The organism is Micromonospora humidisoli (assembly GCF_016900955.1).
Classification (GTDB): Bacteria; Actinomycetota; Actinomycetes; order Mycobacteriales; family Micromonosporaceae; genus Micromonospora; species Micromonospora wenchangensis.
In genome coordinates this window covers 819,813-841,129 of record NZ_JAFEUO010000002.1, presented here as the reverse complement: position 1 = coordinate 841,129, position 21,317 = coordinate 819,813, and the positions used below count along the sequence as shown (strand labels likewise).

At 72.2% G+C, this 21,317-nt stretch carries 19 protein-coding genes; 7 read left to right on the top strand and 12 right to left on the bottom strand.

The annotated features are described in order from the left end of the window. The first annotated feature begins 34 nt into the window (after positions 1-34). Positions 35-985 (top strand): diacylglycerol/lipid kinase family protein, encoded by a 951-nt coding sequence (locus JQN84_RS09280; RefSeq protein ID WP_204957927.1) that lies wholly within the window; start codon positions 35-37, stop codon positions 983-985. A 445-nt stretch (positions 986-1,430) separates the two neighbouring features. Next, positions 1,431-1,688: a WhiB family transcriptional regulator gene (locus JQN84_RS09275; protein ID WP_067311984.1), complete on the top strand. Its 258-nt coding sequence runs from the start codon at positions 1,431-1,433 to the stop codon at positions 1,686-1,688. Between the two features lie 144 nt (positions 1,689-1,832). Here JQN84_RS09275 and JQN84_RS09270 read toward each other — a convergent pair whose 3' ends face one another. Genes JQN84_RS09270 through JQN84_RS09255 form a run of 4 tightly spaced genes read right to left on the bottom strand, consistent with a single transcriptional unit; the run spans position 1,833 to position 5,306 of the window. Next, positions 1,833-2,609: a sirohydrochlorin chelatase gene (locus JQN84_RS09270; protein ID WP_239485182.1), complete on the bottom strand. Its 777-nt coding sequence runs from the start codon at positions 2,607-2,609 to the stop codon at positions 1,833-1,835. Positions 2,610-2,668: 59 nt separating this feature from the next. Continuing rightward, positions 2,669-3,433, bottom strand: coding sequence for a phosphoadenylyl-sulfate reductase (locus JQN84_RS09265; protein WP_204957926.1), 765 nt, complete (start codon positions 3,431-3,433; stop codon positions 2,669-2,671). Further along, complete coding sequence (locus JQN84_RS09260) at positions 3,430-3,588, bottom strand: IS1 family transposase (RefSeq protein ID WP_204957925.1); 159 nt, start codon at positions 3,586-3,588, stop codon at positions 3,430-3,432. Before JQN84_RS09260 ends, JQN84_RS09265 begins: the two co-directional genes overlap by 4 nt. Further along, positions 3,585-5,306 (bottom strand): nitrite/sulfite reductase, encoded by a 1,722-nt coding sequence (locus JQN84_RS09255; RefSeq protein ID WP_204957924.1) that lies wholly within the window; start codon positions 5,304-5,306, stop codon positions 3,585-3,587. The genes JQN84_RS09260 and JQN84_RS09255 overlap by 4 nt, the downstream gene beginning before the upstream one ends. Positions 5,307-6,247: 941 nt before the next feature. On the opposite strand from JQN84_RS09255, the gene JQN84_RS09250 reads away from it, so the two are divergent. Further along, complete coding sequence (locus tag JQN84_RS09250; RefSeq protein WP_372445955.1) at positions 6,248-7,807, top strand: glycosyltransferase family 39 protein; 1,560 nt, start codon at positions 6,248-6,250, stop codon at positions 7,805-7,807. 15 nt (positions 7,808-7,822) lie between these two features. On the opposite strand, the gene JQN84_RS09245 is transcribed toward JQN84_RS09250, so the two are convergent. The 5 genes from JQN84_RS09245 to JQN84_RS09225 all read right to left on the bottom strand — a co-directional run bounded on the left by JQN84_RS09245 (position 7,823) and on the right by JQN84_RS09225 (position 14,874). Beyond that, entirely contained in the window at positions 7,823-9,361 is a 1,539-nt protein-coding gene (locus JQN84_RS09245; RefSeq protein ID WP_204957922.1) for a glycosyltransferase family 39 protein, read from the bottom strand. Then, entirely contained in the window at positions 9,358-10,356 is a 999-nt protein-coding gene (locus JQN84_RS31295) for a glycoside hydrolase family 26 protein (protein WP_204957921.1), read from the bottom strand. The genes JQN84_RS09245 and JQN84_RS31295 overlap by 4 nt, the downstream gene beginning before the upstream one ends. Beyond that, the gene (locus JQN84_RS09235) at positions 10,353-12,005 is read right to left on the bottom strand and encodes a glycosyltransferase family 2 protein (protein ID WP_204957920.1); all 1,653 of its coding nucleotides are present in this window, start codon (positions 12,003-12,005) and stop codon (positions 10,353-10,355) included. Before JQN84_RS09235 ends, JQN84_RS31295 begins: the two co-directional genes overlap by 4 nt. Before the next feature lie 261 nt (positions 12,006-12,266). Beyond that, positions 12,267-13,790: a sensor histidine kinase gene (locus JQN84_RS09230; RefSeq protein ID WP_204957919.1), complete on the bottom strand. Its 1,524-nt coding sequence runs from the start codon at positions 13,788-13,790 to the stop codon at positions 12,267-12,269. A gap of 52 nt (positions 13,791-13,842) precedes the next feature. Then, entirely contained in the window at positions 13,843-14,874 is a 1,032-nt protein-coding gene (locus tag JQN84_RS09225; RefSeq protein WP_204958207.1) for an SIS domain-containing protein, read from the bottom strand. A gap of 189 nt (positions 14,875-15,063) precedes the next feature. Here JQN84_RS09225 and JQN84_RS09220 point away from each other — a divergent pair, with 189 nt between their 5' ends. Then, entirely contained in the window at positions 15,064-16,905 is a 1,842-nt protein-coding gene (locus tag JQN84_RS09220; protein ID WP_204957918.1) for a tetratricopeptide repeat protein, read from the top strand. A gap of 162 nt (positions 16,906-17,067) precedes the next feature. Here JQN84_RS09220 and JQN84_RS09215 read toward each other — a convergent pair whose 3' ends face one another. Continuing rightward, positions 17,068-18,657 carry an MDR family MFS transporter gene (locus JQN84_RS09215; protein ID WP_204957917.1) on the bottom strand — a complete coding sequence of 530 codons (1,590 nt, stop codon included), beginning with the start codon at positions 18,655-18,657 and terminating at the stop codon, positions 17,068-17,070. A gap of 116 nt (positions 18,658-18,773) precedes the next feature. Between JQN84_RS09215 and JQN84_RS09210 the strand changes: the two genes are divergently transcribed. After that, positions 18,774-19,340, top strand: a complete 567-nt coding sequence (locus JQN84_RS09210) for a TetR/AcrR family transcriptional regulator (protein ID WP_204957916.1) — start codon at positions 18,774-18,776, stop codon at positions 19,338-19,340. Positions 19,341-19,344: 4 nt separating this feature from the next. On the opposite strand, the gene JQN84_RS09205 is transcribed toward JQN84_RS09210, so the two are convergent. Both JQN84_RS09205 and JQN84_RS09200 read right to left on the bottom strand, forming a co-directional pair. Further along, positions 19,345-19,599 carry a flavin reductase gene (locus tag JQN84_RS09205; RefSeq protein ID WP_281894213.1) on the bottom strand — a complete coding sequence of 85 codons (255 nt, stop codon included), beginning with the start codon at positions 19,597-19,599 and terminating at the stop codon, positions 19,345-19,347. Next, positions 19,596-19,868 carry a hypothetical protein gene (locus JQN84_RS09200; RefSeq protein WP_204958205.1) on the bottom strand — a complete coding sequence of 91 codons (273 nt, stop codon included), beginning with the start codon at positions 19,866-19,868 and terminating at the stop codon, positions 19,596-19,598. The genes JQN84_RS09205 and JQN84_RS09200 overlap by 4 nt, the downstream gene beginning before the upstream one ends. Before the next feature lie 406 nt (positions 19,869-20,274). Between JQN84_RS09200 and JQN84_RS09195 the strand changes: the two genes are divergently transcribed. Together JQN84_RS09195 and JQN84_RS09190 are read left to right on the top strand one after the other, a co-directional pair. Next, positions 20,275-21,027 (top strand): DUF5753 domain-containing protein, encoded by a 753-nt coding sequence (locus JQN84_RS09195; protein ID WP_204957915.1) that lies wholly within the window; start codon positions 20,275-20,277, stop codon positions 21,025-21,027. 2 nt (positions 21,028-21,029) lie between these two features. Further along, positions 21,030-21,215: a DUF397 domain-containing protein gene (locus JQN84_RS09190; protein WP_204957914.1), complete on the top strand. Its 186-nt coding sequence runs from the start codon at positions 21,030-21,032 to the stop codon at positions 21,213-21,215. Positions 21,216-21,317: the final 102 nt, after the last annotated feature.

Sequence of the window (21,317 nt, the reverse complement as noted above, 5' to 3'; positions counted from 1 at the left end):
CGATACCCCCGTCCCATCACGTAAAGTGCCGGCCATGCGGGCCGTCCTGGTGGTCAATCCGAAGGCCACCACCACCAGCGAACGCAGCCGGGACGTGCTGGTCCGGGCGTTGCGCAGCCAAGTAGACCTGTCGGTGCGGTACACCCGACGCCGGGGTCACGCCACCGACCTGGCCCGGGAGGCCGCCCAGGAGGGCGTCGACCTGGTGGTCACCCTGGGTGGCGACGGCACGGTCAACGAGGTGGTCAACGGCCTGATGACCGCCGATCCCCCGACGATCCGCACCGGTGGCTCCCCGGCCGAGCGGCTGCCGGCGCTGGCCACGGTGCCGGGCGGCTCGACGAACGTCTTCGCCCGCGCGCTCGGATTGCCCCGGGAGTGGGCCGACGGCACCAGCATGATCCTGGAGGCGCTGCGGCTGGGCCGGTCCCGCACGATCGGGCTGGGCCGGGCCGACGACCGCTACTTCACCTTCTGCGCCGGCTTCGGGTTGGACGCGGCGGTGATCCACCGGGTGGAGCAGGCCCGGCGGCGGGGGCGGGTCTCCTCACCCGCGCTCTACTTCCGTTCCACCCTGAGTCACTACTTCCTCGGCTCCGACAGGCGGCATCCGGCGATCAGCCTGGAGCGGCCGGGCGAGCCGGCCGAGGGCGAGCTGGCCACGGTGATCATCCAGAACACCGCGCCGTGGACGTACCTCGGCGACCGGGAGGTCAACCCGAACCCGGAGGCGTCGTTCGATCTCGGGCTGGACGTGCTGGCGATGCGTCAGCTCCGCGTTGCCAGCACGACACGGACGGTGACCCAGTTCCTGTCCCGGGACCCCGATCCGCGTGGCAAGCAGGTGCTCCGATTGCACGATCTGGAGGAGTTCACGCTGGTCTCGGCCCGCCCGCAGGCCTTCCAGCTGGACGGGGACTACCTTGGCGAGCGACACAAAGTCAGATTCTCCTCCGTTTCCGGCGCACTGAGAGTAATCTGCTAGGTCTCGGGTAACGCCCTAGGTCGAGCGGTCGGGTACACCGCGCGGCGCGGTGGCCGCCACACCGAGGAGGAGTGCCGGAAATGTCAGCAATGTCACGCGGACTGTACTATATTGATCCTCGACTGTGGTACGCCGGGTAGCAGGGAAGCCTGGAAACCAGACAAAAGGGTCGTGAGCTTGCTCACCGAGCGGAGTTTTTCCGAGCGTCACCCCTTGACATCGCGTTCGTTCGTGAAAGTATTCACAAGCGAACTTGAGTTACCGGGACATTGCCTGGATATGCTCGGCCGGTTGAGCAGTTCCAGCAGGACCAGGCGCCAAAAACGAGTCTGCTCACGCATTGCCGAATAGTCGAACGCGAACCGTGACGACCGGCAACGCGGACGGATATAAGAAAAGCACCAGCGTTAACTGCCATCCATCCAGAATGAGGAGTGTTGCCGCCATGGACTGGCGTCACAATGCCGTCTGCCGCGACGAGGACCCGGAGCTGTTCTTCCCGATCGGGACGTCCGGCCCTGCTGTCCTGCAGGTCGAGCAGGCCAAGGCCGTCTGCCGGCGCTGCTCCGTGACCGACCAGTGCCTCCAGTGGGCACTGGAGTCCGGTCAGGACGCCGGCGTCTGGGGCGGGATGAGCGAAGAGGAGCGCCGCGCGGTCAAGCGCCGTGGCGGTCTCCGGGTGCTGCGCGCTCACTCCGCCTGAAAAAAAACCGATCACACACGCTGTTCGCCCCGGCCGGGTCCGCCCGCCGGGGCGTTCTGCTGTCCGCACTCCGCGTGATCAGAATTCGTCAATGTATTGTGGCGAGACAATTACTGAGGGTAGTTAAGCTGTGAGTGACCCCGGTCACCCGTCACCCGACGTGTCGACCCGACGCAGCACCAGATCCACCAGATCCGGGGAGTCGTTCAACGGGGCGCTGACCGCCACCGCCCCGGCCCGCTGCGCCGCCGCCACCACCGCGTCGTGGAACAACCCCGGCGCGAGGAAGTACGCCACCACCGCCACCTGTGGCGCACCGGCCGCCCGCAGCCGGGTCACCGCCACGTCGGTCGTCGGCGGGGCCGCCGACGCGTACGCCACCGTGCAGGGCACCCCGAATCCGGCGGAGAGAGCGGCGGCGACCCGCCCCACCGACCCCCGCGCCCGCGCGTCCCGGGTGCCCGCCGCCGCCAGCACCAACGCGTCCACCGGCCCCGGCCGCGCCTGCGCCAGCCGGCTACCCAGCCCGGCCAGCAGACCCGCGTCCACCGTCCCGTCGGCCGGCCCGAGCACGTCGGTGACCCGTACCGTCAGCCCGGGAGCGGCCTGCCGGGCCGCCGCCACCGCCGCCGGAACGTCCACCCGCCGGTGGTACGCGGCGGTGAGCAGCAGGGGCACCACGACCGCCGTGCGGTGACCGTCGGCGGCCAGCCCCCGCAGCACCTCCGTCGGCCCCGGATCGGTGTGGTCGAGCCAACTGGGCAGCACCGGCGTACCGGGACGGGCGGCACCGACGGCACGGGCCAGCGCCCGGGTCGCCGCCGCCGCCCGGGGGTCGCGGCTGCCGTGCGCCACCAGCACCACCGGCACGCCCGCGTCGGCCCGCCCCGACCGCGCCGGGGCCGCACCGGCCGGGCGCAGCGCAGCGGCGGCGGGTCCGGGTGACGCCGCGCCGGGCGTCGGGGCGTGCTCCGGCCCGGTCAGACGTGCAGGCCGCACTCGGTCTTCTCGAACATGGCCCAGCGGCCGGCCCGGGGGTCCTCCCCCGCCTTGGTCCGACGGGTGCACGGCCAGCAGCCGACCGAGCCGTAGCCCCGGCTGAGCAGCTCGTTGACCGGGATGTCGTAGCGGGAGATGTAGGAGTCCACGTCGGCCTGGGACCAGGCGGCGATCGGGTTCACCTTCACCTTGCCGCGTCGCGGGTCGAACGTCACCACAGGCGTGTTCGCCCGGGTCGGCGACTCGTCCCGACGCAGCCCGGCGGCCCACGCGTCGTACCCGGACAGGGCGCGCTCCAGCGGCTCGACCTTGCGCAGCTGGCAGCAGTCGTCCGGGGAGCGGTTGAACAGCCGGGGGCCGTACTCGCCATCCTGCTGGCCGACGGTCTGCCGGGGTCGGATCGAGCGCACGTTCACCGGCAGCCGGCGGGCCACCTCGTCGCGGACCCGCAGCGTCTCCGGGAAGTGCAGGCCGGTGTCCAGGAAGATCACGTCCACCCCGGGGGCGACCCGGGACACCAGGTGGGCCAGCACCGCGTCGGCCATCGAGCTGGTCACGCAGAACCGGTCGCCGAAGGTGTCGGCCGCCCACCTGGCGATCTCCAACGCCGGGGCACCCTCCAGCTCGCGGCCGGCCCGCTCGGCAAGTGCCCGCAGCTCGGCCGGCTCACGCCGGGCCGGGTCGGTCGTCCTCGGGCCACCGGGACCGACCAGGCCCAGACCGGTGGCGGAGAGCAGCCCGGTCACCGGGTCACCGCCCGACTCAGCAGGCCGTTGAACTTGACGGTGAAGACCCGGGCGCAGGCGTGGCACTCCCAGACGCCGTGGCCGGCCTCGTTCGGCCGCAGGTCCTCCTCGCCGCAGTACGGGCAGTGCAGCGGCACGGATCGGGTTTCACTCATCGGAGTTCCTCCTCGTCGACCCTGATCACCCAGTTGGCGAACGTCTCGCCCTCGGTCCGGCCGGCCAGGTAGCGGCGGGCCAGTCGTTCCACGTACTCGGGAAGCTCGTCGGCGGTGGTCTTCAGGCCGCGCAGCTTGCGGCCGAACCCGGCGGTCTGGCCCTGGGCCATCCCCAACCCGCCGCCGAGGTGCACCTGGAAACCCTCCACCTGCCGGCCGTCCGGACCGACCACCAGCTGCCCCTTGAGGCCGATGTCGGCGACCTGGGTGCGGGCGCAGGCGTTCGGGCAGCCGTTGATGTGGATGGAGATGTCCGCGTCGAAGTCGCGCAGCCGCTCCTCCAGCCGGGCCACCAGTTCCTCGCCGCGCGCCTTGGTCTCGACGATGGCCAGCTTGCAGAACTCGATGCCGGTGCAGGCCATGGTGCCGCGCCGCCAGGCCGACGGCCGGGCCTCCAGGCCGATCCCGCGCAGCTCGTCGACCAGGGACTCCGTCCGCGCCGGCGGCACGTCCAGCACCAGCAGCTTCTGGTACGGCGTGAGCCGCACCCGGCCGCTGCCGTGCGCCTCGACCACGTCGGCGAGCTTGGCCAGCTGACCGCCGGAGACCCGCCCGACCACCGGGGCGGCCCCGACGTAGTTGAGCCCGTCACGCTGGCGGTGCACGCCGATGTGGTCGACCGGCTTGTCGGGCAGCTGCGGGGCGGGGCCGTCGAGCAGGGTACGCCCCAGGTACTCCTTCTCCAGCACCTCGCGGAACTTCTCCACGCCCCAGTCGGCGACCAGGAACTTCAACCGGGCCCGGTTACGCAGCCGGCGGTAGCCGTAGTCGCGGAAGATGCCGACCACGCCCGCCCAGACGTCAGGCACCTCGGCCAGCGGCACCCAGACGCCGAGCCGCTTGGCCAGCATCGGGTTGGTGGACAGGCCGCCGCCGACCCAGACGTCGAAGCCGGGGCCGTGCTCCGGGTGCTCGACCCCGAGGAAGGCGATGTCGTTCGCCTCGTACGGGGTGTCGACCAGCCACGAGATCGTGGTCTTGAACTTCCGGGGCAGGTTCGAGTACGCCTTGTCGCCGACGTACCGGCTGACGATCTCGTCGAGCGCGGGCGTCGGGTCGAGCACCTCGTCCTCGGCCACCCCGGCGACCGGGCTGCCCAGCACGATCCGGGGGCAGTCGCCGCACGCCTCGGTGGTCTGCAGGCCCACCGACTCCAGCCGACGCCAGATCTCCGGCATGTCCTCGACCCGGATCCAGTGGTACTGGATGTTCTGCCGGTCGGTGATGTCGGCGGTGTCCCGGGCGAACTCGCGGGAGATGTCGGCGATCACCCGGAGCTGGGCCAGCGAGAGCTGACCGCCGTCGACCCGGACCCGGAGCATGAAGAACTCGTCCTCCAGCTCGTGCGGCTCCAGCACGGCGGTGCGCCCGCCGTCGATGCCGGCCTTACGCTGGGTGTAGAGGCCCCACCAGCGGAATCGGCCCCGCAGGTCCTGTGGGTCGATCGAGGCGAACCCGCCGTGGGCGTAGATGTTCTCGATCCGGGCCCGGACGTTCAGCGGGTCGTCGTCCTTCTTGATCCGCTCGTTGGGGTTGAGCGGCTCGCGGTGGCCGAGCGCCCACTGTCCCTCTCCACGGGGGCGGCGGGGGGCACGGGTGGCGGGAACGGCGGTGGCCGTCGGGGTCCCGGGACGGGCCGGGGTGCTGCTGACCGCCATCGCGGCGTCCTCCGTTGTCTCTGCGGTGCCTCGGGGGGAGCGCGAACGCGGCGACGGCCGGCCCTGGAAGGGCCGAGGACAACGGTGTCGGAACGGCCGGCGCAGAATACGCGCCCGAGACGGATGGGTCGGGCGTCGTCAGTGGGCCGGACAGATCGCGCTGCGCACGCGGCCGTAGTCGACGTGGCGACGTGCCACGAAGCGGCGGACGACAGCGGCGGTCATGCAGCCATGCTCCCACACCCTGCGGAAACCGGCCAAGAACCGCGTGCCGCATCCCACATCACGGGCCGCATCCCCACCGTCACCCTGCCCGGTCCCACCCCGCGGCACGGCCGGGCAGTGGGCGCGAACAGCGGTGTCCGGCCCGGTGCGACGCCGCAGTATCGGCCCCTCGGCCCGGCCCGACCACCTCGCCCATACCTTCCTCGCGCCCTTTCGAGCTGATGACGACAACGAATCGCGGCCCCGTCCAGCGGAACCGCAGGACGGGGCCGAAGGGTGCGACGCGTTCGACTCCTTGCCACCGGATCAGGCACCACGAGTTGCCACCGGATCAGGCACCACGAGTTGCCACCGGATCAGGCACCACGAGCCGACGCCGGCCGCGCGGACGGCACCGAGCCGGCGAGGTACCCGGGTGGGTGTGCCGAGCACGGACAGCCGCTGACGGACAGGTCGATGCCGGTGGGCAGGCATGGCCGATCGTCGCCAGGTCGTCGAGCGAGTGAATCGTTTACGAGATCAGCTCGAAAGGACGCGAAACCACTCCTCCCACCCGGCCGGAGGCCTGGTCGCCGCCAGCTCCGGCGGCATCGTCGGGTCCGGTGTGGGACCCTCGACCCGTGGGCGCGATGTCCGGAAAGAGGCATTCGGGTGGGCCGGCTGGTGCGCGCCCGCGTCCGCACCCGGGACCCGTGGGAAGGTCACGGCCGGGGCCGGTGGCAGGTTTCCGGGCGGTCTTCCTGCGCCCCGACCGGTGGCCGGCGGGGTGGGTGGTCTGGGCGGTTCCGCTACTGGTCACCCTGGTCGCCGGCTGCTCGGGAATCAACCGGGCCCAACCCTGGCGGGACGAACTGGCCACCTGGAGCGCGGCCACCCGTCCGGTCGGGGACCTGTTCCGGCTCACCCGGACCGTCGACGCGGCGACGGGGGCGTACTACCTGGTGGTGCACGGCTGGACCGGGGTGTTCGGCGACTCCGTGGCGGCGCTGCGACTGCCCTCGGTGCTGGCGATGGCGGGCGCGGCCGGCCTCACCGGCGTACTCGGGCGGCGGTTGTTCGGGGTGTCTGCCGGCCTGCTCGCCGGCCTGCTCTTCGCGGTCCTGCCGGGCACCTCCCGTTACGCGCAGGAGGCCCGGCCCTACGCGCTGGTGACCCTGCTCGCCGTGCTGGCCACCGTGCTGCTGGTCCGCGCGCTGGACGGTCCCGGCCGGCTGCGCTGGGCCGGCTACGCGGCGGCCGTCGCCGGGCTCGGCCTGGCCCACCTGCTCGCCCTGGGCCTGCTCGCCGCGCATGCCGTGGCGGTGCTGACCTTCACGGCCTGGGGTCCGCCCAGCAGCGGCGTCACCCGCGAGTCGTGGGGACGGCGGCTGCGGGGGTGGCTGCTGGCCGTGTCGGCCGCCCTGGTGGTGCTGACCCCGCTGCTGGTCACGGCGCAGCGGCAGCGGTCCCACCAGCTCGACTGGGTCACCGCGGCCCGGCTGGCGGATCTGGCGGCCCTGCCGGGTGCACTGGCGCACAGCGGTGTGGTGGGGGGTGTGCTGGTCGGGCTCGCCGCGCTCGGGGCGACCCGCTCGGGGTGGCGGGGCCTGCTGCCGGGCCTCTGCGTGCTGCTGCCGGTGCTGCTGATCTTCGTCGCCGCGCTGGCCGTGCCCCTCTGGGTGCCTCGGTACCTGTTCTTCACGGTGCCCTTCGCCTGCCTGCTCGCCGGCACCGCCCTGGCCGGCCCCGCACCGCCGACGGGCCCGACACGGACCCGACCGGCGGGAGCCCGACCGGTGCGGGCGGGGCTGGCGGTGGTGGCGCTCGCCGCGCTGCTCGGGCTGCCCGACCAGGCGGCGGTACGGCACAGCCACGGCTGGCCGCGCAGCGCGACGGTCGACTACCGGGGGGCGGCGGCGGTGATCGCCGCAGGTCAGCGACCCGGCGACGCGGTGGTCTACTCCCCCCGCGACGGGTGGCTCTTCCTCGACCTCGGCATCGACTACCACCTGCCCCGGATCACCGGTGACCGGGCCGCCGACGGGCCCCGGCCCCGGGACGTGCTGGTCGCCCAGGGGCGGCGGGCGCGGGCCGACCTGTGGGTCCGCGAGTGCGACCGGCCCGCCGGCTGCCTGGCCGGCGTGGACCGGGTCTGGCTGGTGGTCGCCGGGCGGCACGACGATCCGCTCGCCGCGGTGCCCGGCGACAAGGGCGATGCCCTGCGGGCCGGGTTCACCGTCGAGCAGGCCCACCCCCGGCCGGGGGTGACGGTGGCGCTGCTCGTCCGTCGGCGTTGACCACACCCACCCCGGTCAGGCCGGTTTGCGTTCCAGCAGGACCACCCGGACCCGGTCGAACCGCTCGACGTGACGGATCAGGAAGCGCTGCCGCAGCAGCGCCTCCCGGGCCGGCGGCAGCCCGGCCAGCGGGTCGTTGAGGTGACCGGTCTCCACCAGCCAGATCCGCCTGGTGTCCCCGAGGCAGGGCAGCGGTTCCCGGCACTCGCGGGCGGTCAGCCAACCGGTCTGCCGGGCCGGTACGGCCACGAAGACGTCCCGGGGGTGCGTCTGGTCGCGCAGGCCGTAGTCGGTGGCCTTGCGGGCCACGTCGCTGGAGCCACCGAACCCGTCGTTGTAGGCGACCCCGTCGCCCGGTTTGACCTGGCTGCCCAGGTAACGGACCGCGTCGAGGTAGCGGGGCTGCCCGTCGGCCTCATTGGAGCGGACCCGCTCCTGGGCCGGCCAGGTCTGCCAGGCCAGCACCGGCAGCAGCACCAACGCCCCGGCCAGCCAGGCCGCCGGCAACCGTTCCCGGGTGGCCAGCCGCGCGGTGCGGCAGACTGCGAACGCGGCGAGCAGCGCCCACGCGGGGACGGTGAACAGGAAGTACCGGGCCAGGAACAGGTGCACCACGCTGAACGTCAGGTAACCGGCGACCGGGGGCAGCACGGCCCAGATCAGCAGCATCAGCACGGTGTTCCGCCACTGCCGGCCGGCGACCGCCACCGCGAGGACGGCGAGCGCCGCGACCAGCGCCAACGCGGCCGTGGTGCCGGTCAGGTTCGCCAGGAAACGGAGCACCGCGTCGCCGTCGTTCTCGACCCAGGAGATCTGGCCGGACTGCCGGCTGCCGAGGATCAGCACCGGGAGGACGAACAGCCCGGCGATGCCGGTGGACGCCGCCCACCGCCACCGGGGTTCCTCGCCGGGCACCGACCGCCACAGGTGGAACAGGTGCGCGAGCACCACCAGCAGCGCGACGAAGTGCAGCCAGCCGACCAGCACCAGCAGCACGCCGTACGCCCACCAGCGGCTCCGGGTCGGCCGGTCCACCGCGCGGAGGAAGAGCCAGGTGGCCGCGACCGCCGCCAGGGTGACCAGGGCGTACGACCGGGCCTCCTGGGCGTACCGGGAGACGGTGGGCAGCAGGGCGAAGACCAGGCCGGCCAGCACCCCGACCGGGGTGTCGAAGAGTCGCCGCCCGATCAGGGCGACCAGCCCGGCGGTGAGCCCGACCGCGAGCACCGAGGGCAGCCGCAGGGCGGTCGTCGAGTCCCCGGTCAGCGTGGTCAGCACCGACATGATCACGTAGTAGCCGGCGTGCACCAGGTCGATGTTGCCGACCAGCATCCGGAACTGCTCGACCGACAGCGACGTGACGTGCCAGGTGACCAGTTCGTCGTTCCACAGGTCCCGGGCGTCCAGCCGCCACCAGCCGAGGCCGAGCGCGACGACGGTCGGCAGCAGCGCCCACCAGCCGCCGCCCCGGCCCGCCGCCCGCCGGGGTGCGGCGTGGCCGGTGACCTCCGCCGGGTCGGCCTGCCCGGTCCACTGGATCGCCGGCGCGGTCACTTCACGGTCCTGATGTCGAAGCCGAAGGTGTCCTTGGCGGCGGCCCGGCGGAACGCGCGCAGGGCGGCGTCGTCCCGGTCGATGTTCCACTTCCCGGAGCCGTTGATGTTGAAGTAGGCCACCCCGAGGAGGTCCCCACGCTTGGCCACGTTGGTGAGCAGGTCGGTGATCTGGGCCGGTCGCCGGCTGCCCGGTTCGGCCCCGGTCTCCACGATCAGCAGGGGACGCCTGGTGAACGTGCGGATCTCGGTGATGGTGGGCACGAAGAGGTCCCGGAACGTCTTGGGGCCCCGGTTGGTGTAGTAGCCGTCCATGCCGACCCAGTCGACGTAGGCGTCCCCGGGGTAGAGCGCCCGGATGCTGACCTTGCGCAGGTAGTTGACGACGTTCGGGGTCCACGTCCAGATCACGTTGGTGGCGCCCTGCTGGGTGAAGATGTCGTGCAGGTGCCGCCAGGCGGCGACGTACTCGGTGGCCCTGGTCTGCTTGGTGCCCCAGGAGTACCAGTGCCCGTTCATCTCGTGGGCGAAGGTGAGGGCGATCGGCAGGTTCAGGGTGCGTACGGCGGTGGCGAACTCCTTGACGTACGCGTCGTGCTTGCCGGCGGCGATGTCCCGCAGCGGCACGTCGTACGGTTCCCAGCGGATCACCGCCAGCGCGCCGTAGTTGTGCAGCTCACGGACCTCGCTGGCGGCGAACCTGTCGTCGAAGCTCTCGAAGATCGCCACCAGGTTGGGGGTCTTGCCGGTCTCCTCGGCAAAGGCGCGGACCCGCGCCATCTCGGCACCACCGGTCACGGTGACACCGAGGTACCTGCCCTTCGGTGACTTCAGCGCGGTGACGTCGTACGCCGGGACCTGTTCCTCGGTGGCGGCGACGCCGCCCGGCCCGGCGGCGGACCCGGCGACCGTGATGTCGACCCGGCGCAGCACGGCGAACTCGGTGAACGCCAGCGCGACCACCAGCAGGAAGGTGACCAGGTACTTCGTCCTCACCTGACGACCTCGACGTCGCGTTCCGGGTCGACCAGCAGCGCCTGCCCGACGACGGCGAGGTAGAAGACCGCGCTGAGCAGGGCCGGTACGAAGATCCACGGTTCGGGTTCGACGAGCATCCGCCAGCCGGCGACGCCGGCCCAGACCAGGCCGGTGCCGGCGGTCCACACCTTCATGCCGGTCCACAGCCGCCGGGTCTTGCTCTTCTTGGCGGTGCCGCCGGTGGGCTGCCAGCCCATCCGCCGGCCCCGGACGATGTCGATGACGGCGAAGGCGTGCGCCCAGCCGTAGATCATCTTGACGGTCCAGCTCTCCAGGCCGTACCGGTTGCGGTGCCAGAGCGGGAAGATGATCAGGTTGTAGACCACGCTGGGCAGGATCAGCAGATAGTTGGCGATCGCGATCTGGTGCGCGAACACGGTGAGCATCAGCACCGGGATGACCGGCGCGACGAAGGTGAACAGCCCGGTGTGCAGGTAGTAGCAGAAGCCGGAGAGGTAGCTGAGCCGGGCCCGCAACCGCAGCTTCGTCGACCAGAACTTCCGCGACCCGAGCAGGCTCATCGAGCCGGCGCACCAGCGGTACTGCTGGGTGAAGAACGAGTCCACGTCCGACGGGCAGAGCCCGGCGGCCAGCACGACCGGGATGTAGCGCAGGTTCCACCCTTTCATCCGCAGGTCGAAGCCGGTGTGCACGTCCTCGGAGTGCTCGATGAGGGTGGACCCACCGATGGAGAACAGCGCGTCGCGGCGGTAGACGGCGCAGCTGCCCACGCAGATCGCCGAGTCGTGGGCCTGCCGGGACACCTGCACCGACCGGTAGAACAGCTCCTGCACCGCCCCGGCCCCGCGCTCCACCCAGGTCTGCCCGAGGTGCACCCGGAAGTACTGCGGCGACTGCACGATGCCCGCGTTCGGCTCGGCGTCGAACCAGGGCAGCATCTGGTCGAGCATGTCCTTACGCGGGACGAAGTCGGCGTCCAGGACCAGGATGAAGTCGCTCATCGTGCGTTCGAAGGCGTACCGCATGTTGCCGGCCTTCTTGAACCAGCCCCGGTTGGGTCGTCGCTGGTAGACGAAGCCGAAGGCGAGCGCCATCCGTTCCATCGCCTCGTTGGGCGAGTCGTCGAGCACGTAGACGGTGACCTCGCCCCGGTAGTGGCGGCCCATCGCCCGCACGTGCTCCCAGGTGTTGCGCAGCACGTGCGCGGGTTCGCCGCAGACCGGCAGGAACACGTCGACGCTGGGGTGGCGGGCCGGCCGCCAGGTGCGTACCAGTTCCTGGTGGCGGGCCAGGTCGAAGCCCGGGGTGAACAGGTTGACCGCGAGCGAGACGAGGTAGTAGACGACGGTGAAGAACAGCAGCGGGGCGAGCAGCCACAGCCACGGGGCGAGCCGGACGAAGAGCAGTTGGCTGGTGATCAGGCAGCCGAAGCTGACCAGCGACGGCACCATCAGGGCGGCCAGTCGCCGCTTGCGGTAGGAGAGCATCTCGGCGTCCGTCGGCGGCAACGGCACCGGGGCGTACGCGGGCCGGTGCGGCGCGTCGGCGTCCCTGCGCGGGGTCCACTTCGACACCTGCCGCGGCACCCGGAACTCGGCGGTGGGCGACAGCACCGCGGCCGGATCGACCGCAGGCGGTGAGGTCATCGCTTTCGTCTCCCCCGCTCGCCGGGCCGCACGGTCTTCCCGGCAGTGCGAGCGGGATGGGTCGCCGGACGCGTCCAGGAAGCCGGGCACGGTGAACTGGCCGTGGCTGCTTGATGGTGAAGCTAGAAAACTATTCAGTCGGCTGCAAGGTGTCAATGCCGATGAATCGACCTAAAGCCTCACCAGGCCGCAGATCCTGCGTCACGCTACTCACATTCACCCGAACGTCACCGGCGGGAAACCGGTGCGTCGCCGACCGGCTCAGCCCTTCGCCAGCGGCAGCACCAGCACCGCCTCGGTCCCACCGGTCGGGCCGGGACGCAGCTCGATGCTGCCCCGCAACTCCCCGGTCACCAGGGCCCGGACGATCTGCAACCCGAGCCGCCCGCCCCGGTCGGCGTCGAACTCGGCAGGCAGCCCGCGCCCGTTGTCGGTCACCGAGACGTGCAACTGCTTGCGCTGCCGGTGCGCCGAGACGACCACCTCGGGCCGGGTCTCCGGCTCCACCACCTCGTCGCCCTCCTCGGCCGGCGGGAAGCCGTGCTCGACGGCGTTGAGCAGCAACTCGTTGAGCACCATCACCAGCGAGGTGGCGATCTCGGCGGGTAGCACCCCGAAGCTGCCGGTCCGCCGCATCCCGACGCTCACCTCGGTCGCGGCCACCTCGGTCGCCGCGCTCGCCACCCGGTCGACGATCCCGTCGAACTCGACCGCCTCGTCGCTGGACATGGAGAGCGTCTCGTGCACCAGGGCGATGGAGGCGACCCGGCGTACCGACTCCTCCAGGGCGACCCGGGCCTCCGGCATCGACACCCGGCGGGCCTGCAGGCGCAACAGTGCGGCGACGGTCTGCAGGTTGTTCTTCACCCGGTGGTGGATCTCCCGGATGGTGGCGTCCTTGGTGATCAGGGCCCGGTCGCGGCGGCGTACCTCGGTGATGTCGCGGACCAGGACCAGCGCGCCGATCGGCACCCCGGCGGGCATCAGCGGCAGGGCCCGGGTGAGCATCGTCGCCCCCCGGGCGTCGATCTCCCGCCGGGGCGGGCCCTCGCCGCGCAGCGCGGCGAGGATGCCGTTGGCCGCCTCGGTGCCGTCGAGCGGGTCGCTGGCCAGCCGGCGGTGCAGCTTCGCCAGGTCCTCGCCCACCAGGTGGGAGGCGTACCCCAACCGGCGGTACGCCGACTGCGCGTTCGGGCTGGCGTAGGTGACCTTGCCACCGGCGTCGAGCCGGACCAGCCCGTCGCCGACCCGGGGCGCGGAGGTGGTCTCGCCCGGGTGCCGGGGCGGCGGGAAGGTGCCGTCGGCGATCATCTGGGCCAGGTCGTCGGCGGTGGTGAGGTAGTTCAGCTCCAGCTGGCTGGGGGTGCGGGCGGTGGACAGGTTGGTGTCCCGACCGACCACCGCGATCACCTCGCCGGCCTCCCCGTCGGCGGTGCGCAGCCGGACCGGGATCGCCTCGTGCCGGGCCGGCACGTCGCCGTACCAGACCGGGTCGCCCTCCCGCCAGATCCGGCCCTGCCGGTAGGCGACCTCCAGGTGGGCCACCTCCGGGCCGCCCACGATCCGGCCCACCTGGTCGTCCAGGTAGGCGGTCGGGGCGGTCGTCGGGCGGACCTGGGCGACGCAGAGGAACGTGCCGTCGGCGTCCACCGGCACCCACAGCAGCAGGTCGGCGAAGGACAGGTCGGACAGCAGCTGCCAGTCCCCGGCGATCCGGTGGAGGTGGTCGATGTCGGCCGGGCGGAGCTGGGTGTGCTCCTCGGCGAGGTCGCGCAGCGTGGACACGAGACACAGCGTGCCACGCCCACCCGGACGCCGTCGCGCTGGCCGGCCCGGGTCACATCGTCGCGGTGACCTTCTTCAGCCCGCGCGGGGCGTCCGGGTCCTCACCCCGGGCCAGCGCCAGGGCGAGGGCGAGGCGCTGCAACGGCAGGATGTCCAGCAGCGGGGCGTACCGCTCGTCGACCTCGGGCACGGCCAGCCGGGTGACCCCCTCGACCTCGGCCGAGCCCACCACCACCACGTCGGCGCGGCGCTCGCCGAGGCGGGGCAGCACCTCGCCCATGGACCGGCCGCCGGGGCCGGAGCCGACCACGGCCAGCACCGGCACGTCCGGGTCGGTCATCGCGAGCGGGCCGTGCAGCAGGTCGGCCCCGGAGAAGGCCAGCGCCGGCAGGTAGGAGGTCTCCATCAGCTTCAGTGCCGCCTCCCGGGCGGTCGGGTAGGCGTACCCCCGGCCGGTGGTGACGAGTTGGCCGGCGAACCGGTAGCGCGGGGCGAGCCGGGTCGGGGTGTCGTCGGCGAGGGTGCGTTCGGCCAGCTCGGGGAGGCGTTCCAGGGCGGCCCGCTGGTCGGCCGGCAGTACGCCGTCACCGGCCCGGACGCCCTCCACCAGCAGCAGCAGGGCGAGCAGTTCGGCGGTGTACGTCTTGGTGGCGGCGACCGCCCGCTCGTGCCCGGCGGCGATGTCGATGCCCAGCTCGGCGGTCCGGGCCAGCGGCGAGTCGGGGGCGTTGGTGACCGCCAGGGTGAGCGCGCCGGCCTCGCGGGCGGTGCGCAGCACCTCGGTCAGGTCGGGTGAGCCGCCGCTCTGGCTGACCCCGACGACGAGCGCGTCGGAGAGGTCGGGGCGGGCCCCGTAGACGGTGACCGCGCTGGGCGAGGCGAGCCCGGCGGGCAGCCCGAGCCGGATCTCGGTCAGGTACGCCCCGTAGAGGGCGGCGTGGTCGGAGGTGCCCCGGGCGGTGAAGACCACGTGCCGGGGGCGGCGTTCCGCGACGGCCGCCGCGACCCGGGCGATCGCCCCGGCGTGCCCGGTGGAGAGCAGCCGCGCGTAACCGGCCGGCTGCTCGGCGATGTCGGCGGCCATCCCGGCCCCTGGCTGCGTCACGGAAACTCCCCTCGCTGCGCGATCGCCGCGCGTTTCATGTTCAGTCTTGCACGATTCTGTCGCTGAGGACAATCCAGCGCGCACTAATGAGCAGAAGATCGGCACCGGTTGCCGGTATCCCCTACGCTTGCCCAGCCCTGGCAACCCCCCTGCTAGTGAGAGGCCGACGTGTCGGAGGAGCCACCCGCGCTGACCGCGGCCGAGGAACTCGCCCTCGCCCGGCTCGCGCTCGACGAGGGCGACCTGGCCCACGCCGCCGACCACCTCGCCGCCGCCCTGGTGCTGGCACCGACCCTGCCCGACACGCACGAGACGCTCACCCGGATCGCCGCCGCCTCGGGCGGCGACCTCGACCTCTTCCCGCTCGGCCAGCGGGCACACGTCGGGGCGGTGGTCGCCCGCGCCCACCTGCTCGCCGCCGCCGGCCGCCCGGCCGAAGGGCTCGACCTGCTGGTCGCCGCCACCGGCCACGCCCCCGGCGTCGACTGGGCCGGGGTGCCCTGGGTCACCGCCCCCGAACTGGCCCAACGGCTCGACCCGGACCGCTGCGCCCGGATCCTGATGCAGGTCTGCGCCGCGGTGCCCGACCCGGTCCCCCGCGCCGGGCGGACGCCCCTGCTGCCGTACCTCACCCTGGCCCGGCACGCGGTCGCCGCGCACCCCCGGCACGCGCTGCTGCTCGGCGCGGCGTCCGCGCTGGCCCGGCGGCTCGGCGAGGTCACCCTCGCGGTCACCTGGGCCAGCCGAGGGGTACGCGAGACGCCGTCCAAACTCGGCGAGGTCTGGCTCGGGTACGCCTACCGCAGCGCCGGACGGACCCGCGACGCCCTGGCCGCGCTGGAACGGGCCGTCGGACACGACCCCGACGACCTGGCCGTCTACGCCGACATCGCCGGCACGCTGGCCGACCACGGCCGGCTCGACGAGGCCCTCGGCTGGACCGACCGGGCGCTGGCCCGCGACCCGGCCTTCGACTGTGCGGTGCACACCGCGCACCGGCTGCGGTTCCTGCGCGACGGTGACGTGGCGCACCTGGTCGACCTCGCCGACTTCACCCGGGACCACCCGGACGACAGCCACGAGCACACCGACCTCGCCGAGTCCTGCCGGGGACGCCCCTGGCTGGGGCAGGTCACCCCGGCGACCGGCGCGATGGTCGACGCGCTGCGCCGCGCGCTCGCCGCCGACGGTTTCCCCGACGCGGCGGTCCACCTGACCACCCCGGAACCGCCGAGCGCGATGCGTACGGTCGCCGCCGCCGTGCCCGGCCTGCACGTCGAGGTGACCGGGGTGGCCGAGCCGGACCCCCGCGAGCCACGTCGGGACACCGGCTACCGGCTCTGGCGTTACGAGGGCACCACTGCCGCACCGGCCCTGCCGGCGCCGTCCCCGGTCGCCGCCGAGCGGGTACGCCACCTGGCCCACCCCGCCTGGCCGCACCCACCTGCCGCGTACGACGCGGCGGTCGGGCTGGCCACCCTGGAGCTGGCCGACCTGCTGGGTCTGCTGGTGCACCCGCCCGACGCGCCGCCGACCGCGCTGGGCCGGGTGCTCACCGGTCAGGACCCGTCGCTGTGGGTGCGTTGTGTGCAGGTCTGGGCCTGCCTGGGCCTGCTGCACCACCGCACCGACGAGCCGTGGGCGACCTCGACCCGTCGCCGGGTGCTGGTGGAGCTGATCTGGGGCGTGGAGGACTGGATCACCGAGGCGGCACTGTTCGCCCTGGTCACCGCCGCCTGGGTGGACCCGGAGGTACGCCCCGACGTGGCCGGCCTGGTGGCCGAGCGGCTCGCCGACGTGGCGACGGTCGCGCAGGGCCGGCCGGTGCCGATCGCCGTCTCCCTGGCCCATCTGGCGTTGGTCGCCCCGGCCGTCGACCCGGACACCACCGCGCTGGCCCACCGGCTGCTCGCCACCCCGGCCCGCCTCCGCCGGACCGGTCGGCTGGCCCGCGCCTGGCGTCGCCTCGCCGCCCTGGTCCGCCGCCACCCCGGCCCCCGCCCAGCTTGATCGACTCACCGGGGCCGAGGTAGCGGTATCCGAGCCGGTTAATGCCGCAACATCGGCCCAAGCGAGTCGATCACGGAGGCGGGCACGACGGAGGCGGGCACTACGGGCGCGGCCGGCCCGTACCCCTGGCGGGGGCGGACCGGCCGCGACGAACGGGACGGGTCAGGAGACCGGGGCCTTGCCGAGGGCGACCTCGGCCTGCTCCTCGCCGGTGGCCTCCGGCGGCGGGACGGCGTTCGCCGTGCGCAGCGGGATCTCCCGGATGAACCAGGCGAGCACCGGCACCGCGATCGTAATGATCATCGCCCAGAAGAAGACGTGCGAGATGGCGTCGGAGAGCCCGCCGAGGACCACCTCGCGCGCCTGCGCCGGCAGTTCCTTGAGCTTCGTCAGGTCCATCCCCCGCCCCTCACCGGTGCCACCGGCAAACGCGCTGCCGGCCGGCGAGTCGGCGAGCCGGTTGGCGAAGATCGCCCCGAACAGCGAGATGCCGAACGAACCACCGATGGAGCGGAAGAAGGTGGCCGCGCCGCTGGCCGCGCCGAGGTCCTTCTGCTCCACGCTGTTCTGCGCGATCAGCATCGAGGTCTGCATCAGGAAGCCCATGCCGGCGCCGAGGACCAGCATGTAGAGCGAGGACTCCAGCTTGCCGGTGTCGACCTCCAGCCGGGACAGCAGCGCCATGCCGGCGGCCATCACCACGCCGCCGACGATCGGGAACATCCGGTAGCGCCCGGTCTTGGTGATGGCCCGCCCGACCACCAGCGACACCACCAGCATGCCGAACATCAGCGGGAGCAGGAGCAGGCCGCTGTTGGTGGCCGAGGCGCCCTGCACGGTCTGCTGGTAGAGCGGCAGGAAGTTCATCGCGCCGAACATGGCGAAGCCGAGCAGGAAGCCGATCACCGAGATCAGCGCGAAGTTGCGGTTGGCGAAGAGGCCGAGCGGCAGGATCGGCTCGACGACCCGCCGTTCGACGAGGCCGAAGGCCACCAGGCTGACCAGGGCCAGCGCGGCGAGGCCGAGGATCTGCGCGGAGACCCAGTCGTACTCGTTGCCGCCCCAGGTGGTGACCAGGACGATCGCGGTGATGCCGACGGACAGCAGCGCCGCACCCAGCCAGTCGATCCGGTGCTCGGTACGGTACTTCGGCAGGTGCATGCTGGTGGCCAGGATCAGCAGCGCGAGCCCACCGAGCGGCAGGTTGACGTAGAACGCCCAGCGCCAGGAGAGGTTGTCGGTGATGAAGCCGCCGACCAGCGGGCCGGCGACCATGGCGATCGCCATGATGCCGGCGATCATGCCCTGGTAGCGGCCCCGCTCACGCGGCGGGACCAGGTCGCCGATGATCGCCATCACGCCGACCATCAGGCCGCCGGCGCCGAGCCCCTGCACGGCCCGGAAGGCGATCAGCTCGACCATCCCGTTGCCGGTGCCGCCGAGCAGCGCCGAACCGGACATCCCGCACAGCGCCGATCCGATCAGGAAGACGACCACCGAGGTCAGGAAGATCGCCTTGCGCCCGTAGAGGTCACCGAGCTTGCCCCAGATCGGGGTGGAGACGGTGGTGCCCAGCACGTACGCGGTGACCACCCAGGTGAAGTGGTTGACGCCGCCGAACTCGCTGACGATCCGGGGCAACGCGGTGCTGACGATCATGTTGTCGAGCATCGCGAGCATCATCGCGATCATGAGGCCGAACAGCACCACCCGGATGTTGGGTTTCGCCCTCGCCTGGGTTTCCTGAGTCATGGGTAAGCTCCCCCGGAGATCTGTCGCACTTACTTGCCGCCCGGCTAGTCACCTTACTAGCCGCACGGTAAGTTGGTGAGCGGGACCCCGTCAAGCGAGTTGGGTGGTAGGTACAGGTGAGCCAGAGCACAGGCGGCACGCGTGAGCGCATCCAGGCCGTCGCCCTGGAGCTCTTCACCGAGCAGGGTTACGAGAAGACGTCGCTGCGCGAGATCGCCGAGCGGCTCGGGGTGACCAAGGCCGCCCTCTACTACCACTTCAAGAGCAAGGAAGAGATCGTCAACAGCTACGTCGAGGACCGGTTGCACCGGATGGACGAGCTGATCGGCTGGGCCCGCGACCAACCCGCCAGCCGGGCCACCCGGCGGGAACTGGTCAGCCAGTACGCCGACACGATGTTCGCCCCCGGACAGTCCGTGGTGATGCGGTTCTTCGAACAGAACCAGACAGTGCTCAAGAGCCTCGTCGCCGGCCAGCAGATGCGTGAGCGGATGTTCCGCCTGGCCGACGCGATCTGCCAGGGAGACGACTCACCCCGGGCCCAACTGCGGGCGACGCTCGTCCTGTTCGCCGTACACAGCAGCTGGTTCGCCGTCCGGACGCCGGACATCACCGACGACGAACGTAAGAAGATCGCCCTTGAGGTGGCCGACGAACTGCTGGCCGGCATCGAGGAGAGCTGACCGCTCAGTCGGCGGGCGGGCGGGCCCAGGTGAGGAAGCGGTCGGTCACGTCGACCGGGCGACCGCCGTCCAGAGACGCGAGGTGGTCCTCCGCTTCCGCTTTCCAGCCCGCGAGCAGCGTCAGCAGCCGGGGCCGGTCGTCGGCGTACGTCGCGAGCAGTGCGAGCTTCGCCTCCCCGCAGGGCCACGGGTGTGCGTCCACCCGGCACAGCCAGGTCGGGGGCAGGGGCGTGTGCCGCCCCGGGATCGCACCGGTCACGAGGCCGACACCCTTCGCGGGACGGGCCGGCGGGCTGCCGGCCGGCGGACCGGGGCCGTCAGGCGCCCGACGCCGGCAGGCCTGAGGAACAGGGTCCGCCGGGAGACCGCGTCGCCAGCGGCGTCGAGCACGTACGCGTCGATCCACACCCACCCGTCGTACGTGTGCCAGTCGGTCAACACCCGGATGACCCGGACCGTGATCGGCCGGACGAACTGCACGCTGGCCGCGCGGGACAGGCGCAGCACGTCGCCGGAGCGAATCAGCAGCGGGGTCACCGCGCGGGCCTCCGCTCCCGCCAACGGCGCTCGGGAGTGACGTTCGCCAGGCGGCCGGGCCCCCGCCACGGTGGGACGACCGGCCCGATCGGACCCGGTAGGTACGGGCGCGCGGGCGGCGGGTCGGCGGCCGGCTCCGGGCGCGGCGCTGGTGGAGGATCGGTGGGCTTCGGCTTGTCGGGCACGGTGCTCCCCTAACGTCGTGGCTTTGGAAGGGGACCGCCTCCCACCCCTCCGAAGGAGGCGGCCCCCACAGCGGACGCGACCGGCGGTGTCCACTCCGGCCGGCAGCGTCGCTCTACGCACGACTCTCGCAGGCAGTTGCGGAGCGAACACACTGCGTTGCAAAATGCAGATGGACGTTCGGAACGTTCGGGCAGAACGTTGGAGGGACGGGATGAATCTCGCGGTCAAAGAGGCGATGGCAGAGAAGGGTGAGACCGCCGAGAGCCTTGCAGCTCGGATAGGGGTTGATCCGAAGACGGCCGCGAAGTGGGCGAGCCACGGACGTATCCCGCAGACGCGTCACCGCGCCCAGGTCGCTTCGATCCTCGGGCGGGACGTTCTCGACCTCTGGCCCGACGTGGTGAAACGCCGTGAGCCGGTGTGGTTCCGGAGGTGGGCCGACATCGAACGTGAGGCGGTCGCACTCCGGGGGTTTCAACTCGCCTGGGTGCCGGGTCTACTTCAGACCGAGGCGTACGCGCGGGCGACGCTCGCGGGTGAAGCGCTGACGCCGGACGAGGTCGACGATCTGGCGACGGCACGTATCGCGCGGGCCGCCGTGCTGCACAAACCGAGGGGGCCGCTCTTCGTCGCCATCATGGACGAGATCGCGTTGCGCCGGATCGCACCCGAGATCATGCCTGCGCAGCTCGCCCACCTGATCGAGTGCGCACGGCTCGACAGCGTGCAGCTCCACGTGGTGCCCGCATCGGCCGGGGTGTACGCGGGCCTGGGTGGACCGTTCACTGTGGCCGAATTGAACGACGGAAGACGCGTCGGCCACGTCGACAGCCAGGCTCGCGCGCAGATCATCGATCAGCCTGCGGACGTTGCTACGCTGGAACGGCGGTGGGCACGCATCGTAGGCAAAGCCCTACCCACAGCGCAGTCCGTAGACCTCATCCGGAGATTGGCAGAGGCATGAACATGACCAGCGCGCAGTGGCGCAAGAGCACGAAGAGCGGGAACAACGGTGGCGACTGCGTCGAGGTGGCCGACAACCTGCCCGGCGTCGTGCTGGTGCGGGACACCAAGAACCGCGACGGCGGGACGCTGACGTTCACTCCTGGCGCGTGGCGTGGGTTCGTCAGCTTCGCGAAGGCATCCCGCTAAACAGGGCGGTGGCCCCCGGCCGGACGGCACACGGGTAGCGCACCAAGACAGCCCGGCCAGGGCGCAGATCACCGACGATGCCACCGAAATTGCAAGCCTCGA

Bases quoted from the DNA above. Each gene is read 5' to 3' on its own strand.
- JQN84_RS09195 (WP_204957915.1), top strand. From the start codon at position 20,275: ATGAATCTCGCGGTCAAAGAGGCGATGGCAGAGAAGGGTGAGACCGCC.
- JQN84_RS09225 (WP_204958207.1), bottom strand. From the start codon at position 14,874: ATGGCCGCCGACATCGCCGAGCAGCCGGCCGGTTACGCGCGGCTGCTC.
- JQN84_RS09280 (WP_204957927.1), top strand. From the start codon at position 35: ATGCGGGCCGTCCTGGTGGTCAATCCGAAGGCCACCACCACCAGCGAA.
- JQN84_RS09260 (WP_204957925.1), bottom strand. From the start codon at position 3,588: ATGAGTGAAACCCGATCCGTGCCGCTGCACTGCCCGTACTGCGGCGAG.
- JQN84_RS09215 (WP_204957917.1), bottom strand. From the start codon at position 18,657: ATGACTCAGGAAACCCAGGCGAGGGCGAAACCCAACATCCGGGTGGTG.
- JQN84_RS09235 (WP_204957920.1), bottom strand. From the start codon at position 12,005: ATGACCTCACCGCCTGCGGTCGATCCGGCCGCGGTGCTGTCGCCCACC.
- JQN84_RS09275 (WP_067311984.1), top strand. From the start codon at position 1,431: ATGGACTGGCGTCACAATGCCGTCTGCCGCGACGAGGACCCGGAGCTG.
- JQN84_RS09255 (WP_204957924.1), bottom strand. From the start codon at position 5,306: ATGGCGGTCAGCAGCACCCCGGCCCGTCCCGGGACCCCGACGGCCACC.
- JQN84_RS09190 (WP_204957914.1), top strand. From the start codon at position 21,030: ATGACCAGCGCGCAGTGGCGCAAGAGCACGAAGAGCGGGAACAACGGT.